This is a genomic window from Ohtaekwangia koreensis (genome assembly GCF_900167975.1).
GTDB lineage: Bacteria > Bacteroidota > Bacteroidia > Cytophagales > Cyclobacteriaceae > Ohtaekwangia > Ohtaekwangia koreensis.
The window spans coordinates 933,900-951,201 of sequence record NZ_FUZU01000004.1 but is presented as its reverse complement, the minus strand read 5'-3'; the positions used below and the strand labels follow the sequence as shown (position 1 = coordinate 951,201).

Genomic DNA, 17,302 nt, shown 5'->3' with positions numbered 1-17,302 from the left:
GGCAGCATCAGTCTGCCATTTCTCGTGTAGAGGAGTTTGCCAACGCAAGAAAATCATTTTTTGAAAAAGATCGGAAAGGACTCTCACCCGTATTCAGCAGATCGGAGGCAAGTTTTGTTTTGGTCTCCTGCAGGATCATGATCTTTTCTTCTATAGTATCTTTACAGATGAGGCGCACAGCCACGACATTTTTTTGTTGTCCTATCCGATAGATCCGGTCAATGGCCTGGTTCTCGATAGCAGGATTCCACCAGGGATCTACAAGGAATACATATTCCGCAGCCGTTAGATTTAGTCCTGTACCGCCAGCTTTTAAGCTTATCAGGAAGACACGAGCATCCGGATCGTTCTGAAACTGATCTACTACACGCTCTCTTTTTTGTGTACTTCCGGTGAGGTATGTATATCCTATATTCTCATTGGACAATCTTTCTTTTATCAGATCCAGCATGGAAACAAATTGCGAGAACACGAGAATCTTATGTTGTCCGGAAAGGTTAATGATCCGCTCCATCAGGATTTCAATTTTCGTTGACGATCCTTCCGGAGATGTACTTTCATCTACGAGCACAGGTGAATTGCATATTTGCCGAAGCTTGGTGAGCCACTTCAGTATATGAATTCCTTTTTTGGCAAGCTCATCATCCTGGCTGGCAGCAATGAAATCTCTGAATTCTTTCTCGTGCGCCTCGTAGACCATCCGTTGTGCCAGCGCCATTTCACAATATAAAACCATTTCCGTTTTCTCGGGGAGATCTTTGGCTACTTCCTGCTTCGTTCTTCGTAATATAAAAGGTTTGATCTTGGCTTGAAGCGCCAGCGAATTTCGCTTGCTTTTAAATTTGCCGATGGGTATAGCATACTGGTCGCGGAAATGTTGTTTGGTTCCCAGTAAGCCCGGGCACGCAAAAGAGAATTGCGCATAGAGATCAAAAGCATTATTCTCGAATGGTGTTCCTGAAATAATGATCTTGTTTCGTGACTTGAGCAATCGTGCTGCTTTATACCGTTGTGATGAAGGGTTTTTTATGTTTTGAGATTCGTCAAGAAATATATAGTCGAAAAAATACTCACGCAGAAAAGTTACATCCGTAACCAGCGTACCATACGAAGTAATTACAACATCGTGTTGATGAAAGCGTGAAGTATGCCGAGCCCGACTATTTCCATGATGAACAAGAATAGAGAGGTTGGGAGCAAATTTCCTAAATTCTTCCAGCCAGGTATATAGCAATGTTGTAGGCACCACTAAAAGATGGCAGTGCATTTTTTGCTTCTCTTTCAATAAAAGTATAAATGCAATGATCTGTATAGATTTACCCAAGCCCATGTCATCCGCCAGGCATCCACCTAAAGCATAATCGTCCAGGAAATTTAACCAGCTTAGTCCCTCATGTTGATAGGGCCTGAGCTGAGCCGCTAATTTTTTCGGGATTGCTACAGGCTTGATGTCAGTTCTCTTTTCAAGCTGTGATTTAAAATATTTGATCTCCTCCTTTACATCACCTTGTAATTCGTGTTCATCGTAAAGCGTAGAAAGTATAGCATAGTTGCCTTTGTGGATATGTATAGTATTCTCCTCTGACACTGCACCAGCCTGAAAGTATGCAGCGAATTTGCGCAGCCACTCTTCAGGGATGATACCCAATGTGCCATCATCCAGTTGTATATATTTACTTTTATTTTTTGCAGATTTATAAAGCTCCTTCAGGGAAGCACGGTCTTTTCCGAAATCTACTTTTACGTCAGCGTTGAACCAGTTAATGCCACTGGAAACAAGCACTGTAATCTTTGCCTTATGAGGATTTAGTTTATTTCCCTGCAACTGGTTAAACCCTAATATCGTAATGTTGTGTTTCCGCCAGTCTTCAAAAACAGGAAGGAACCAGTCCTCCTTTATAAATTTCTTTTTGTGAACATAGAAATATAGGAGCGGATTGGTTAACTGTTCAGCAAAATCAGGTGACTGTCGTATCAGCAATGCAATAAAGTCATCCTCCATTGCAGCGTTGCGTGATACACTGATTTGATTCCCATCGGTATCATGTATATAGATCTGCTTCTTTGTTAGAATGGGCACTTCGGTGTTGCCATATCGAATCACCGGATTAATGGTGACGAAATTATCAAGGTCTGATAAGTATATAATTCGTTCCGTGGATTGGCCTATACCTGATTTTTTAATCTGAGAAGCCGTGGCCTTTTTATGATATAGATACTCCACCGAAGTATGCATCTCTATCCTTGACAATACATCGTGCTGAAAATTAGGAAATGTATCATAGGACAGTGTGAGCGAACCATCGCATTCCTTGAAGTAAGCTATAACATGAAGAGTATCTATATTCTCACATAGAAACCATTGATTTTCGCATACAATAAAATAATCGAAACGAAGAGTGCAGCGCTCAAATGAGTAGACTGTTTTACCAATGACAAGTTCGCATTTAATAGTATAGAATGTCTCGGTACGATCAACAATGACGTTCACCTTTGCAGCTTCTGTACTTATAGTTACTGGTGTGATAGAACGTGGCGTAACTTTTTCGCTTAGCGAATGATCGTGTAAATAGAAATCATATCGAAGGGGATTTCTGACCAGGGCTTTTAAACTCTCAATATCTTGAGGTGATTTTTCATATAGTGTTTGGAACTTGATGACGGCCAGGTAAAACTTCAGATCATCGGGATAATTGTTATTCCAAACGTGATGGATCGGATTGACGAATTTAATCGGTCCCTTTATCAAACCATTTTCATGCTGCGGATAAGCGATCAATTGGACACTGAAGAGGCTATAGTATTTATGCTTCCCAATGACGATCGCAATTTTTTTTGTGTCATCTTCTGAAGACGAAGATGCTTCGGGGAGTTGATATTTATAGAGTGATTCTTTTCCTGTTTTTTCAACGCGTACGAAACCATCAACAGATACTGCATTTTCGAATGGAGGGTATGCCATGGTAAAATTAACGGATTGAAAAGATGACGGTTATAATGACTGCAATATTATTTATTTCACGATTATAAATCACGGGATAAAAGCTGTCATCGAAAAAAAAACTTTTTCATTCCAGAGTGATTGGTAGTTGGTATAGGGAATATAAAAAAGGACCGGGACAATTATCCCGGTCAAACACTACAGACATTAATTATTGGCCACTCTTTTTATCACGAACTGCTTTCATAAACTTTTTCTGCATCTCGCGTTTTTTGTCTTGGTATAGCGTGAATTGATCCGGAGTCAACACAGTTTTCAATTCTTCGTCTTTAGCACTATCGACTGCTTTAACTTCCTGGAATTTTGATTTTCTGCTTCCGTCCTGCGCCCGTATCGATTCTGTTTGCTGTGCATACTTTAGATTGATCTCGTGCACCGTTGGTTCTTGCTCTGCCGAAATCTTCAATTCTTTTTTCATCCACTGAGTCCATTTGGTTGCACGTTCTTCAGGGGTAAGGGAGGAGAGATCTTCAGATTGAGCCTGTGCGCCCGTAACGATGAAGAGCAGCATTCCCAGGAATATATATAGCTTGAACATGTTTATGTGTGATGTTTTCATACTGTTATACGATCAAGGTGAATAACTAACTTATTGTGCTACGACTGTGCCGGTGATGATGTCAACACTATATACATTGCTATTGATGGTAACCGTGGCATTGCCATCGCCTTCAAATACAACGGATGCGGTATACGTAAAGGAACCTTTGCCGGTAACCGATCCGGTAATTGCAACGGATGCACTTCCGCTAAGAATTTTCTGGTTAGTCTTGTCCACTGTAAGGGCATCTACTATAAAGTTAACCGTGCTGGTGCTCGAGTTTTTATTTCTGACCTTGGATTGAAATGCTCCTGCCCTGTTGTAGCCTCCGTTGATTATATAACTGCTGGCAGATTCATCAAGCGCTGTAACGGTAAAGTCACTTGCTCCTGTGTGTTGAGAAGCCAGACGTGGCGCATCAAACTCTCCAGTATAGCTGGATGTGACGGAAAGACTCTGCGGAACATCCACGCCACAGGTAAGCAGGTAGCTATAGGTATAGTTATAGGCGTAGGTGATGATAGCACCGGGTGTACTTGTAGCGGTAAAGGATTCCTGGTCGGAGTAACCACAGGCAGCAGTTCGTCCACCCGTACTTGCTTCAACGGCAGCATCCGCTGCAGCGACAGAAGCATCAACAACAGTAGCAAGTCCCGAGGAATTTATCGCGAGCGATGACGCGACAACATCGGCTGCTTCTTCTGATGTCATGGCAGATGAATCATCATCGTCATCATCATTACAAGCACCCGCAATGCATATTAAACAACTTAACAGGAATAATTTGGTAATTTTCATAATAAGTGTGATTACGTGAATTAATTTTTTATTGATGTTTTATATCGCTTTGATTGTTGATTTTGCAAAAGGTTTAATGGCGTCTGAAACTTTTTTTGAACTGATCCAAAGAAGACTTTAAGGCTGGAACTGAGGGCGAAGACTTTTGGCGCAGATATTACATTATATTTATAGAGTATACCGGTAATAATTTTCGCGCATGATTTTGTATATAGGTAGAAGCAGGATGTGTTAAACATAAAAACAGTGGCAAAGACAACAGCAGGAGTGTTATTATACCGTTTCACAAATGGACCGCTTGAAGTTTTTCTGGTACATCCTGGCGGACCGTTCTGGGCCAGAAAGGATTTGGGTGCATGGTCTGTTCCCAAAGGAGAATTGAACGAAAACGAGGACGCGCTCGAAGGAGCGAAGCGTGAATTTCAGGAGGAAACAAGTATATCTATAGCAGGTGACTTTATAACCTTGAGGCCGGTGAAGGGGAGTAATAGTAAAACCATCCGGATCTTTGCTATTGAGCAGGATGTCGATCCCGCTCAGGTGAAATCAAATTTATTTTCAATGGAGTGGCCGGTCAAGTCTGGTAAGTTTAAGGAATTTCCCGAAGTAGATAAGGGCGGATGGTTTACGATTGATGAGGCGCTGGAGAAAATCAATAAATCCCAGGTGCCGATCCTCGAGGAGTTAAACACGATTTTAAAAAATCAGTAGTGTAAAGACTAGTAATCCTTCTGTCATTGGCCTTTATCATCTCAGTTCGAACGCATATCAGTCGCTATATTTAATCATATATAGTATAGATAAAAATCCTCTTTATAGATTTTGAGGTTTGAACATTTTACGATAACTGACTGATTTTCCGGAAACCATAAAGTTACCTTCACCCCGGTAGTGGAGTGTTACAGGATACTTTGGAGATGCAGGAGCATGAGCCTTTACAACCTCAAGCACGAAGAAGCTATATTTCTTCAGAAGGCTTGTATCAATTACTTTGCACTCGAAGTTGGCGTAGCATTCTTTTATTAAAGGAGCTTTTACCAGCGAGGCAGGCTCTGCCGTGAGTTTGAATTTTTTAAATTTATCAACCGTATCCCCGGAGCAGTTGCCGATCCCTACAATTTGTTTGGAGAGATTTTCCGTTGGTATATTGATCACGCACTCTTTGCTCTTGCGGATCATCTCGAAGCTATAGTTCGCAGGAGTTATAAAGCATCCGATCAGCGAAGGCGAGAATTCCATCACGGTATGCCACCCCATCGTCATAATATTATCCTGCTTTTTCCAATGAGAACTTACTAATACAATCGGACCAGGCTCCAGGAATTGACGAATTTTCCATACAGGGAAATCTTTCTTTTTATAGGCTTTCATGGAAATACATGAACGTGTAAATTATTTTTTGCATGCTACAAGCATGAATTCTACTTATAACTATATAGTTTATACTTCAGAATGCTATAGGCTCCGTCAGGCTGGCGCTGGAAACGCAACGTAGCGGCTGGCTGTTGAGGGGCGTAACCAAAGCCATAGTCACCACCACCGGTTCCTTCGTCCCCGTTTAGCCTCCGGATTACCTGCCACTTTCCATTTACAAATTTGCCTTCCTCTATATATTCAATGTCGAGCAGTAATGATTTGTCTGTTATTTTCTCAGGTATAAATGTCAGCAGGTAATCTTTACCGATAACGTAAAATTCGTTCGGTGCCGTATTGATCAGAATTCCCCCGGCAATAACAGGAGGCTTCGGTGCCGGTCTCCCGAGTATATTTGAGAAATTTTCCTGTCGGCCTAGTTCCGCCTTGATTACATAACCACCCAGCGTTAATTGTTGCGTACGCTGAACGGTGTCCACCAATATACCCGCCATGGTTCCTTTACCCTGGTGTTGAACGATCAGTTCCTTTACCTGGTCCAGGGTGCGATAAGTTTGTGTTATTGGATCTTCGCCAGCATCAACATCATCAATTCCAAAGGGCGCATATCCAAATATATCGTGTTCACCGAAAGCCCAGAAGGCTTCATTGGCAGAGCGTACTCCCGGTCGTATCTCCGGAATGAAAAACGCATTGCCTGGACGATGATACTGGGCGATGGTATAGCGTGCGTCGGGTACATATATATCCGGTACAATGAGGTCGATCGCAGGTGCTGCTGCACGCCATATATCCAGTGTATGTGGTATAGGCCCACCACTCGGATACTTGCCAGGCCACGCTCCGCCTGCACCAGGTTGTTTGATCCATGCGTTCACATACATCGGTATAGGATAAGCTTCTTTTCCGGCGGCAGCAATTTTACCTATATATTTAGCATAGTTATACACAGTGAATAATTCTTCGGTGAGATAGGAGAGTGCTTTCCAGTGACGGTCATCGAAGAAACTTTTCCCGAAAACGTCTTCCCATGTTCCGTTAAGTTTATACCCGCGCAATTTTAATACGCTGTCCAGTTCGGGTTGTAACTTACCCTTATGTGAAGATATATAGTCTGCTAAATCTTTGGGCAACGATGCACGATATGCTTTGTTGGCAGCGTCATTATAATCGCGGGGTGTGTTGAATAGTCCAACTTCATTTTGCACCTGCATCATTATGACCGTTTGCTCTTTTTCATCGATCGATCGGATGTGTTGCATCATAGCCTTGAATGCACCAGCATCAGCTTCTGCTGTAACTTCGCTCAATGCAGAAAGATGTTGTAACGTTTTACCTTTGGCATCCTTGGCACGTGGATATTTTTTAGGATTATTTTTTACCCACGAAGGTGCATACATCGAATACCCATTTTTCCAGGAGCCAAACCAAAGTATAACGAGGTGAAGCTTCTCTTTTCGAGCTCCTATCACCATGCTGTCGATCAAAGTAAAATCAAACTTTCCTTCTGCGGGCTCAACTAATTCCCAATATGCAGCAGCGATCACCGTATTAACATTTTTGGCAGCTATCTTTTTCCAGAGCGGACGCATATAGTCGGCACCCGAAGTACTGGAGTTGTGTAACTCGCCACCGAGTATAATAAAGGGCTTTCCTTTTACGATGAGCTGTGTTGTCGCTTCTGTTTTTATCAAGTGCGGAATTGCCGGGTTTTGCGCAAATGCATTTTGCGTAAGGGCAATGAAGAAGATAAATGATAAATACTTTTTCATGGAGGCGTATGTATTACTTGTTAACGTTATTGCTATTGTATAGCGGTAGTCGCATGCCGTTGGAGCACACATACTGGCTAGGAGTAAAGCATTCAGGCAGCTGTGAAAAATATAGCCGGTATGAGGTATACGGACTAAAGCTGAATATCATGCAAGGTAGAATATTGTATGTATACTTAGACGTGCATTCGCCCCGTATCCCCTTGGCTAATCCATGAATGGCGGTATAACGTGATCAATGAAATCCCGGGTATGTTATTTCCCAAGGCGCTCAATGTGAAATTCAAAAAGAACGGTTGCAGCCAAACGTATTCTCACCATGGATAATTTGGACAACCCTGAATCGCTTCATATGTAGCATGTTAGCGTACGGTATAATTTTTTACAAGAATAATATGCCCCACCTCAACCAGGACAATTATCAATGAAAGACGCTCTTCAAAGATTAGAGGACACTGAACAACGCTTCAGAAACCTTTTGAAGGAGGCCCCGGTTTCTACAGCGCTGTTGACGGGTCATGATTTAATCATTGAAATAGCAAACGATGCATCCCTCCATCTCTGGGGAAAGGATGAATCTATCATCGGAAAAAAGCTCCTGGAGGCGATGCCGGAAATGGAAGGGCAGGTGGTATATAAAGAACTGCTGAAAGTCTATGCTACCGGAATAACCTATGAGGGTAAAGAAAGTGCTGCCTATCTGAAAATAAATAACGTTATGCAGCCGGTGTTTGTAAACTTTATATACAAGGCTATTCGCGATCCGGAAGGGAACATTACGGGCGTGCTGGCAATGGGATACGATGTAACGGAGCAAGTGCTGGCACGCGAACGAATAAAGGAGGCCGAGGAGAGAGCGCGTCTTGCAATCGAATCTGCAGGTATAGGTACATTTGATTTTAACTTCAATACTAAATATATAGTAACATCACCTCGCTTTGACAGGATTTTTGGATTTGACGCCCCTGGTAAATTTGAAGACTATATCAACGTCATCCATCCGGATGATCAGAAGATACGCGGCGCAGCACACCTTCACGCATTTGAGAGTGGTACTTTATTTTACGAAGCCCGAATTATTTTTAAAGATGGAAGTATTCACTGGGTGCGTATCAACGGTAAAGTATTTTATGTCGAGCACAGGCCTTTCCGAATGCTAGGCACCGCGTTGGATATTACCGAGCAGAAGAATTCTCATAAGCTGCTCATTGAAAGCGAAGCACGCTTCCGTACACTGATCACGGAGACTTCCATGGTTGCCATGGGGCTATATATAGGGCCTGATATTCGTATCCAGTATGTGAACGATGTGATGATCCGATTCTGGGGTAAGGACGAATCTGTTATAGGCAAGACATTCGAAGATGCTATACCGGAGTTGAAAGGACAGCATTTTCTAGGCGAGCTTCGAAAGGTTTATCAAACGGGTGAAGTATACGAAGGCAAGGAAGACCTCGCGCAACTTCGGGTAGATGGGAGGTTACAGGATTTTTACTTTAACTATACCTATAAAGCGCTCCGGAATTCTGAAGATAAAATATATGGGATTCATCATGTAGCCGTGGACGTGACGGAAACTGTTTTGGCAAAAAAGGAATTGATGGAGAGTGAGCAGAACTTTCGAAAGCTGGTGATGCAGGCTCCGGTGGGTATATGTATTGTAAGGGATAATCCGATCGTTGCAGAAGTTTTAAATGACACCTTTCTGAAGATCGTTGGTAAAACAAGAGGTGAATTTGAAACAAAGTCCTACTGGGAAGTATTGGTGGATGAAAGAGAAGTATATGAACCGATTATTACCCATGTGTTCCAGACAGGTGCTTCTTTTATAGGAAAGGAATCCGAGATAACGTTGCAGCGCAATGGGGAAAGAGAAAAAGTATTCATCGATTTTGTATGTGAACCGCTAAGAGAAAGCAACGATAGTATAAATCGTGTAATGATTCTGGCAATAGAAGTTACGGATAAAGTTGTGGCGAGAAAAAAAGTAGAAGAGTCACGCGACTTTTTGAATGCTATTCTTGAATCACTTCCGCAGATGGCGTGGACTACGAACGCAGTAGGTCAAACTACCTATGTGAATAAACAATGGCTTGATTATACCGGCTTACCTACGGGCACAGGATATTGGTGGTCATCCATTATACATGATAAAGACCTGGATAATTTTCTGGAGAAATGGAAAGCTTCGGTAGACAAAGGCTTAACATTTCAACAGGAGGTACGGTATAGGAAACACTCCGGAGAGTTTCGGTGGCACTTGGCGCATGCCATGCCCATTATGAATGCAGCCAACCGGGTAACGATGTGGGTTGGTACGTGTACAGATATACATGATCGGAAGCTTTCACTTGAAGGTCTTGAAAAGAAAATAAACGAACGTACCCGTGACCTTCAGCGATCGAATATAGAGTTGCAGCAATTTGCGTATGTCGCATCGCATGATCTTCAAGAGCCTCTTCGTAAGATCGCAACGTTTACCGAGTTACTGGATAGCAGCCTGAAGGAAAAAGATGATAAATCAAGAGGATATCTGAATAAAATAGCCGCATCAGCCAGGCGAATGCTGGCGTTGATTCAAGGCGTACTTAATTTCTCACAACTCTCACTCGGTGGCGATTTTTTTACAACCGTTGACTTGAATAATATACTTTCAGACGTAAAAAACGATTTTGAATTGTTGATCACAGAAAAGGGCGCACGCATTTATACTGAACCACTGCCTGCCGTGCAAGGTATTCCATTGCAGCTGAATCAACTATTTTCAAACCTGTTAAGTAATGCCCTGAAGTTCTCTGAACCAGGCCAGAATCCTGAAATATATATAACAGTTTCTGATCTTCCTTTAGAAGAAGTTCATGAGTACCCGGCTTTAACGGTCAACCTGCCCTATATCAGGATAGAATTCAGAGATAATGGTATTGGCTTTTCCCAAGAGTATGCTAGGCAGGTATTTGTAATTTTCCAGCGACTGAACGACCGGCAATCATACGCGGGCACAGGTATAGGCTTGGCGCTCTGTAAAAGAATTGTGCTCAATCACAAAGGAGAAATTTATGCCAAGTCTGCTCCGGGTGAAGGAGCATCATTTTATATTATTCTACCAAAAAATCTTTCCTGAAGGATCAATTGGAATGTCGGGAGTATACCCTGCATCTGTCTATATATACGTTCAAACGTATTTGTTACCTGTAGTGTAAGACTGTGTATACTTTACTATAGTGTATTAGAAAGCCTTTTATCGTTGAGTAAAAATTTTGTAGCTTGATCCATATTATATATTTATCTCATAATGACGAATAATCATAGAATGGTAAACTCAACCTTCGCGGCAATGATAATAATCACATTGGCAGTCACAGGTTGTGAAAAGAAAAATGCTGTAAAGACTTTAACCGTAAAGAATAGGCTGGACATTGACCGTACGGCAGAAACGATATCTATTCCGATCGATAGTATTCGTGATTGGGTGAAAGAATATGGCGTTGAAAACATCCGGATAAAAGAAGGCGATCAGGCTTTGGTAACACAAGCTATAGATAAAGAAAGCGATGGTATACCGGATGAATTGCTGTTTCAAACCAACATAAAAGCCAACGAAGAAAAGAAGTTTACCATTGAACCAATAAAAGATACTCTGGCTCCTTCGGATTCTTTGTTTACCACCTATTCTCGTCTTGTGCCTGAGCGCATTGATGACTATGCCTGGGAAAATGATCGCGTTGCCTTTCGTACATACGGCCCTAAGGCGCAACAAATCACGGAGTCAGGTAAGCCAGGAGGTACATTGACAAGCGGTATGGACTGCTGGTTTAAGCGAATTACATATCCTATTATAAACAAGTGGTATAAAAAGAACCTTGACAGCGCAGGGTACTATCACATCGATCATGGTGAAGGCTACGATCCATATCATGTAGGCAACAGCAGAGGATGTGGTGGTATAGGTGTACGTGATAAAGACTCACTCTATATTTCCAGGAATTTTGTGAGCTATAAAACTATAGCAACAGGTCCTATTCGTACCATCTTTGAATTGTTGTATGCTCCGTGGGATGCAAACGGTTACTCGATCAACGAGAAGAAAATAATCAGCCTTGATTTGGGGAGTAACCTTAGCCGCCACGAAGTATACCTGGAGAGTGATCAACCGCTTCCTAATATTACCGTGGGTATAACACTGCACGATAAAAAGGGAACGGTGAAGAAAGACTCAATACAAGGGTGGGTTCGCTATTGGGAGCCGATTGATGATTCTGAATTAGGAACGGGTATTGTAACAGATCCTTCTTTGATTGCATCATTGCCAGAATATAGGACGTCTGTAAAAGATCAAAGTCACATATTTGTTGTCACCAAACCCGCGAATGCAATCGTGTATTATGCTGGATTCGGGTGGAAGAAAAGTGGTCAGTATAGTTCTCCGGATGAATGGGATCTATACCTGAGTAATTTTTCAAAGCGACTCGCATCACCGTTGGCGGTAACATTCCGCTGAAGCGAATAATCCGATAGCGAGTGGTAATTATAGATGCATATAATTTCAATAATGTAGCATGATACACCGTTTTTATTCTGAGATATAGCCACATAAGTATTGTTACGGTGAAGGTGAGCCCTCTCACTATAATTGTTGAAACGACACTGTACTATAAGTGAAGCGTATTGTATAGATATGTTTTTTTGATATACAATTTCAATTGTTTTATCTAAAATTTATTGTTGATTTAAATATGCCGCAACTTTTCAGTAATCTTGAAACTTATTTAACATTTTAGTAATGCTAGCAACAAAGCAGGTACGGAAAGTAGCTATAGTCGGTTATAACCGTATTCCTTTTGCGCGTCAGAATACTTTATATGCCGAGGCAGGTAATAAAGATATGATGGTTGCTGCACTCAACGGATTGATCGAGCGCTATAGATTACAAGGTTTACGGTTAGGAGAAGTAGCGGGTGGCGCAGTAATTAAACACAGTTGGGAAATAAACATCATGCGCGAAAGCGTTATGGCAACTTCATTGGATCCTACTACACCTGCCTGTGATATTCAACAAGCTTGTGATACCGGAATAGAATCTGCTGTATATATAGCGAACAAGATTGCCCTCGGACAGATCGATGCAGGTATAGCAGGTGGTGTTGACTCTACCAGTAACGTACCGCTTGTACTCAATGAAAATATTCGGAAGATTTTGCTTCGCGCTCGCAAAGCGAAAACCGTTGGCGAAAAAATCAGTCAGTTCCTGAAGATCAGGTTTAGCGATCTATACCCGGTCGCACCAATGAATATAGAGCCACGTACAGGTTTATCAATGGGCGGCCACACTGAAATTACAGCGAAGTTTTATAGTATAACCCGCGAAGAACAAGATGCATTTGCACTGGAGAGTCATCAGAAAATGACGAAGGCGTACGATCGTGGATTCTTTAATGATATGATGACTCCCTATGCAGAATTATCGCGTGATAATAATCTGCGCACAGACAGTAGTCTTGAGAAACTTGCAAAACTAAAACCTGCCTTTGATAAGGAGCATGGATCGCTCACTGCAGGTAATTCTTCACCGCTTACGGATGGAGCATCGTGTGTGTTACTGGCTACTGAAGAGTGGGCAAATAACCAAGGACTTCCTGTACTCGCATATATAACCTTTGCAGAGCTGGCAGCTATAGAATATATAGATCAAAGACAAAATCTTCTTTTAGCTCCTATATATGCTTCCACTCGTATGCTTAACAAGGCTGGCTTAACCTTGCAGGATTTTGATTTCTATGAAATTCATGAAGCGTTTGCGGCTCAAGTTCTGGCAACGTTGAAAATATGGGAGAGTAAAGAGCTTAGCGCCAAGTTTGGATTCGATCAGCCGCTGGGAAGCATCGACCGTAGTAAATTGAATGTGAACGGGAGTAGCCTTGCTGCAGGTCATCCTTTTGCGGCCACTGGCGGACGCGTGATTGCAACAATGGCAAAACTCTTGCATGAAAAAGGGAAGGGCCGCGGATTCGTTTCGGTTTGTGCTGCGGGCGGGCAAGGCCTAACTGCTATACTGGAAAAATAATAAATGTTCAAACGAATAGATGACCTGCCGGTGACTCGGAAGAGCTAAAAAAGAAGGGAAGACTGGGGGTAAGTCAACGTTTAATTGTCTTAGTAAAAGCACACTCAATGCACACGTTGTAAATAGCCGGATTCCACGATTTATGCTTCAATAAAAATGCTTGTTTGAGCAAAATAAAGGCTTAGAACAACCATTTAAGGGTCAATTTAGGCCATTTATTGAAAAAATATGGAACTTCCGGAACGGGTAAGACGTTTGCATAAACATTAAAAATTATGTTAAAAAATTTTTATCCTTGCATTAAAACAACGTAAAGGAACTTCTAGTACTTTTAGACCCAAAAACGAAATCGTTCGAAAAATATTATACAATAAAATTTAGCTGCGAACGACTATAAACGGAAAATCATTCGCACCAGGTTCGTATAACTTTCGTCAAACCATGAGTAAACCACTACAAAAAAAAGTCGCCAACTACACCACTGCGAAGGAGGCAAGATTACAAGGTATATACCCTTACTTTAGACCTATCGAATCTGCCCAAAGTACAGAAGTAATTATTGAAGGCAAGCGGGTGTTGATGTTTGGTTCAAACTCATACTTAGGTCTGACGAACCATCCCTATATTAAAGAGGCTGCTCAGAAAGCGATTGAAGAGTATGGAACGGGTTGTGCGGGATCACGATTCCTCAACGGCACGTTGGATATACACATTGAACTTGAAAGAAGAATTGCAGCATTTACCGGTAAGGAAGATGCCCTGATCTTCAGCACAGGTTTTCAGGTAAACCTGGGCGTAATGTCATCGCTTACTGGTCGCAATGATTATTTGATCCTCGATGAATATGATCATGCTTCCATCATCGATGGTACGCGTCTTTCATTTTCACGCGTTATAAAGTATGCTCATAACGATACACAAGACCTTCATAAAAAACTAAGTGTACTGCCAGAAGAAGCTATCAAGGTAATTGTAGTGGATGGTATATTTAGTATGGAAGGTGACATCGCCAGACTTGCAGAGATTGTATCGGTAGCCGATCAGTTTGGTGCAAGTATAGTAGTAGACGATGCGCACAGTCTTGGTGTGATAGGTCATAAAGGTGCAGGTACAGCATCTCACTTTGATTTGACTGACAAAGTTGATTTGATAACGGGTACATTCAGTAAATCACTCGCATCGCTGGGTGGTTTTGTTGCCGCTGACGCTGAAACAATTGAGTACCTGAAACATCATGCACGCTCACTTATATTCAGCGCGAGTATGACTCCTTCTTCGGCAGCCAGCGTAATTGCAGCACTTGATCTTATTGAGACAGAGCCGCATCACATGGATAACCTGTGGAAGAATACTGACTATGCAATGCACTTACTTCGTGAAGAAGGACTTGATATAGGCCCCACTGAAAGTCCGATCATTCCGATTTTCGTAAGAGATAATAATAAGACTTTCCTCGTAACAAGTATGCTCCAACAAGAAGGCGTATTTGTTAACCCGGTAGTCTCTCCGGCAGTTCCTGCCGATTCATCACTGCTTCGCTTTTCGCTCATGGCAACGCATACCTTCGGCCAGATTGAAGAGGCAATTGAAAAAATTTCAAAAGTCTTCAAGCGCGTAGGTATAGCTAATATTAAAGAGCCGATTAAATGAAACGCGTCCTTCCGGTTAGCAGTAAGAAAGACATAAAGGCTTTTATAGATTTTCAACATGACCTTTATGCTGATGATCCCTGCTATGTTCCTGAATTATTTATAGCACAGCGCGATCTGCTTACACCCGGTAAGCATCCGTTTCATAATCACTCGCAGGTACAGCTTTTCCTTGCCTATAACGATGAAAAGGTCGTAGGAAGAATTGCTGCTATCCTCAATAAGAATCACAACACTTTCAATAACGCAACCGATGGCTTTTTTGGCTTCTTCGATTGTGTCAATGACGGAGAGGTTTCATCGCTGTTGTTTAAGGAAGCAACGGAGTGGCTGCGCGCAAAGGGTGCCACTACTATCATAGGACCGGTAAATTTATCTACCAATGAAACCTGCGGTATGCTCGTTTCAGGTTTTGATACACCTCCGTTTGCTATGATGACGCACAACAAGGAGTATTATAGTACGTTGCTCGATCAACTTGATTTTCGAAAGCGTGTAGATTTGCTCGCGTACTATTTCGGCAAAGATGGCTACAACGATAAAGCTGTCAAGCTTCAGGATATACTTACTGAAAGATTGAAGAACCGCGGGATCACTATCCGCAAGGTGAACAAGAAAAACTTTAAAGAAGAAGTAGCGAAGATCAGAGAAGTATATAATTCAGCCTGGGACAGTAATCTTGGTTTCGTTCCGATGACCGAAGAGGAGTTTGATTACATGGCGAAAGATATGAATCTGGTACTCGATCCTGACTTCTGCCTGGTAGCTGAAAAAGATAATAAGCACATTGGTTTTGCTCTGGCTATACCTGATATCAATCAAGTGTTGATCAAAGTAAAACGGGGTAGATTATTTCCTTTCGGAATATTCAAACTTTTATTTGGACTCAAGAAAGTAAATGGCATCCGGATCATTACGCTTGGTGTATTGGAAGAGTATAGAAAGGCAGGTATAGAGGCATGTTTTTATGCTTCCATTATAAATGCGTATAGAAAGAAGAAGTACGAACACGCAGAGGCATCCTGGGTACTGGAACACAACGACCTGATGAATAAAGCCATTCAGCAAATTAATGGAGTACCGCACAAGCGATACAGGATTTTTGAGAAGGCTATATGAAAGAGCGTGTACTAATAACAGGAGCAAGTGGATTTGTAGGCTTTCACCTTATTGAGGCTGCTCTTAAAAAAGAACTTGAAGTATATGCAGCCGTTAGACCTTCCAGTCAGATTGCGCATTTAAAATCTTTACCTATACACTATACAGCGCTCGACTTTACCAATGTGAAAGCATTGAAGGCAGAACTGCTGGAAAAAAAATATGATTACATCATTCATGCAGCAGGTGCTATAAAAGCAGCGAACTATGAAGAGTATGTAACGGTAAATGCAACGTACGCAAAGAACCTGGCGTTGGCGGTAGGCGAAGCAAATCTTCCGATAAAGAAATTTGTTTTCATGAGCAGCCTCGCTGCTATAGGGCCATCACGCACGGGGCGTGCCATTACGGAAAATGATGAACCTAATCCGCTTACCAGTTATGGTAAAAGTAAGTTGGTTGCTGAGTCCTATCTGTCGGAATTTACAGACTTGCCGTTGATATCGTTACGCCCGACAGCAGTATATGGTCCGCGTGAGCGTGACATATTTATCATGATCAACATCATCAATAAAGGACTGGAGCCATATATAGGGAGAGTACCACAGAAGTTGAGTTTCATTTATGTGAAGGACCTTGCTGCTATATCGATTAATGCATTAAGCAGTACGATCAACAACAGATCCTATATAGTAGCCGATGGCAGAAGCTATGATCGCTATGAACTTGGAGATATTGTAAAGAAGATATTGAAGAAGAATACACTGAAAATACATTTGCCGTTGCCTGTTGTAAAAGCGATCGCAGTATTTCAGGAACGTGCCGGAGCGATGCGTGGAAAGAGCCCGATACTCAGTCGTGAGAAACTGAATGAACTTATTGCGTTGGATTGGTCTTGTAACATAGACCAGCTGAAACATGACCTCGGTTTCGCACCCCGTTATACACTTGAGAACGGAATGGATGAAACCTTACAATGGTATAAAGAAAATAAGTGGCTGTAAAACG

The 17,302-nt window shown here is 42.0% G+C and carries 12 protein-coding genes; 7 read left to right on the top strand and 5 right to left on the bottom strand.

Annotated features, from left to right (window positions below):
* Nucleotides 1-7: 7 nt before the first annotated feature.
* From B5Y40_RS27075 to B5Y40_RS27065, 3 genes are all read right to left on the bottom strand, one after another.
* The gene (locus B5Y40_RS27075) at nt 8-2,962 is read right to left on the bottom strand and encodes a DEAD/DEAH box helicase (protein ID WP_079689969.1); all 2,955 of its coding nucleotides are present in this window, start codon (nt 2,960-2,962) and stop codon (nt 8-10) included.
* A gap of 190 nt (nt 2,963-3,152) precedes the next feature.
* Nucleotides 3,153-3,560, bottom strand: coding sequence for a hypothetical protein (locus B5Y40_RS27070; protein WP_079689968.1), 408 nt, complete (start codon nt 3,558-3,560; stop codon nt 3,153-3,155).
* Nucleotides 3,561-3,590: 30 nt separating this feature from the next.
* A complete protein-coding gene (locus B5Y40_RS27065) occupies nt 3,591-4,340 on the bottom strand; it encodes a hypothetical protein (RefSeq protein WP_079689967.1) in 750 nt (249 codons plus the stop codon).
* Nucleotides 4,341-4,586: 246 nt separating this feature from the next.
* Between B5Y40_RS27065 and B5Y40_RS27060 the strand changes: the two genes are divergently transcribed.
* A complete protein-coding gene (locus B5Y40_RS27060) occupies nt 4,587-5,051 on the top strand; it encodes an NUDIX hydrolase (RefSeq protein WP_079690043.1) in 465 nt (154 codons plus the stop codon).
* A gap of 102 nt (nt 5,052-5,153) precedes the next feature.
* Here B5Y40_RS27060 and B5Y40_RS27055 read toward each other — a convergent pair whose 3' ends face one another.
* Nucleotides 5,154-5,711, bottom strand: coding sequence for a flavin reductase family protein (locus tag B5Y40_RS27055; protein WP_079689966.1), 558 nt, complete (start codon nt 5,709-5,711; stop codon nt 5,154-5,156).
* Nucleotides 5,712-5,761: 50 nt separating this feature from the next.
* Nucleotides 5,762-7,486, bottom strand: a complete 1,725-nt coding sequence (locus B5Y40_RS27050) for a GH35 family beta-galactosidase (RefSeq protein ID WP_159453825.1) — start codon at nt 7,484-7,486, stop codon at nt 5,762-5,764.
* 424 nt (nt 7,487-7,910) lie between these two features.
* Between B5Y40_RS27050 and B5Y40_RS27045 the strand changes: the two genes are divergently transcribed.
* The 6 genes from B5Y40_RS27045 to B5Y40_RS27020 all read left to right on the top strand — a co-directional run bounded on the left by B5Y40_RS27045 (nt 7,911) and on the right by B5Y40_RS27020 (nt 17,298).
* On the top strand, nt 7,911-10,607 hold the full coding sequence (locus tag B5Y40_RS27045; protein ID WP_079689964.1) for a PAS domain S-box protein: 2,697 nt from the start codon (nt 7,911-7,913) through the stop codon (nt 10,605-10,607).
* Between the two features lie 213 nt (nt 10,608-10,820).
* The gene (locus B5Y40_RS27040) at nt 10,821-11,984 is read left to right on the top strand and encodes a DUF4861 domain-containing protein (protein WP_159453824.1); all 1,164 of its coding nucleotides are present in this window, start codon (nt 10,821-10,823) and stop codon (nt 11,982-11,984) included.
* Nucleotides 11,985-12,266: 282 nt separating this feature from the next.
* Nucleotides 12,267-13,547, top strand: coding sequence for an acetyl-CoA C-acetyltransferase (locus B5Y40_RS27035; protein ID WP_079689962.1), 1,281 nt, complete (start codon nt 12,267-12,269; stop codon nt 13,545-13,547).
* Nucleotides 13,548-13,988: 441 nt separating this feature from the next.
* On the top strand, nt 13,989-15,197 hold the full coding sequence (gene spt, locus B5Y40_RS27030; RefSeq protein ID WP_079689961.1) for a serine palmitoyltransferase: 1,209 nt from the start codon (nt 13,989-13,991) through the stop codon (nt 15,195-15,197).
* Nucleotides 15,194-16,315: a GNAT family N-acetyltransferase gene (locus B5Y40_RS27025; protein ID WP_079689960.1), complete on the top strand. Its 1,122-nt coding sequence runs from the start codon at nt 15,194-15,196 to the stop codon at nt 16,313-16,315. The genes spt and B5Y40_RS27025 overlap by 4 nt, the downstream gene beginning before the upstream one ends.
* Entirely contained in the window at nt 16,312-17,298 is a 987-nt protein-coding gene (locus B5Y40_RS27020) for an NAD-dependent epimerase/dehydratase family protein (protein ID WP_079689959.1), read from the top strand. The genes B5Y40_RS27025 and B5Y40_RS27020 overlap by 4 nt, the downstream gene beginning before the upstream one ends.
* Nucleotides 17,299-17,302: the final 4 nt, after the last annotated feature.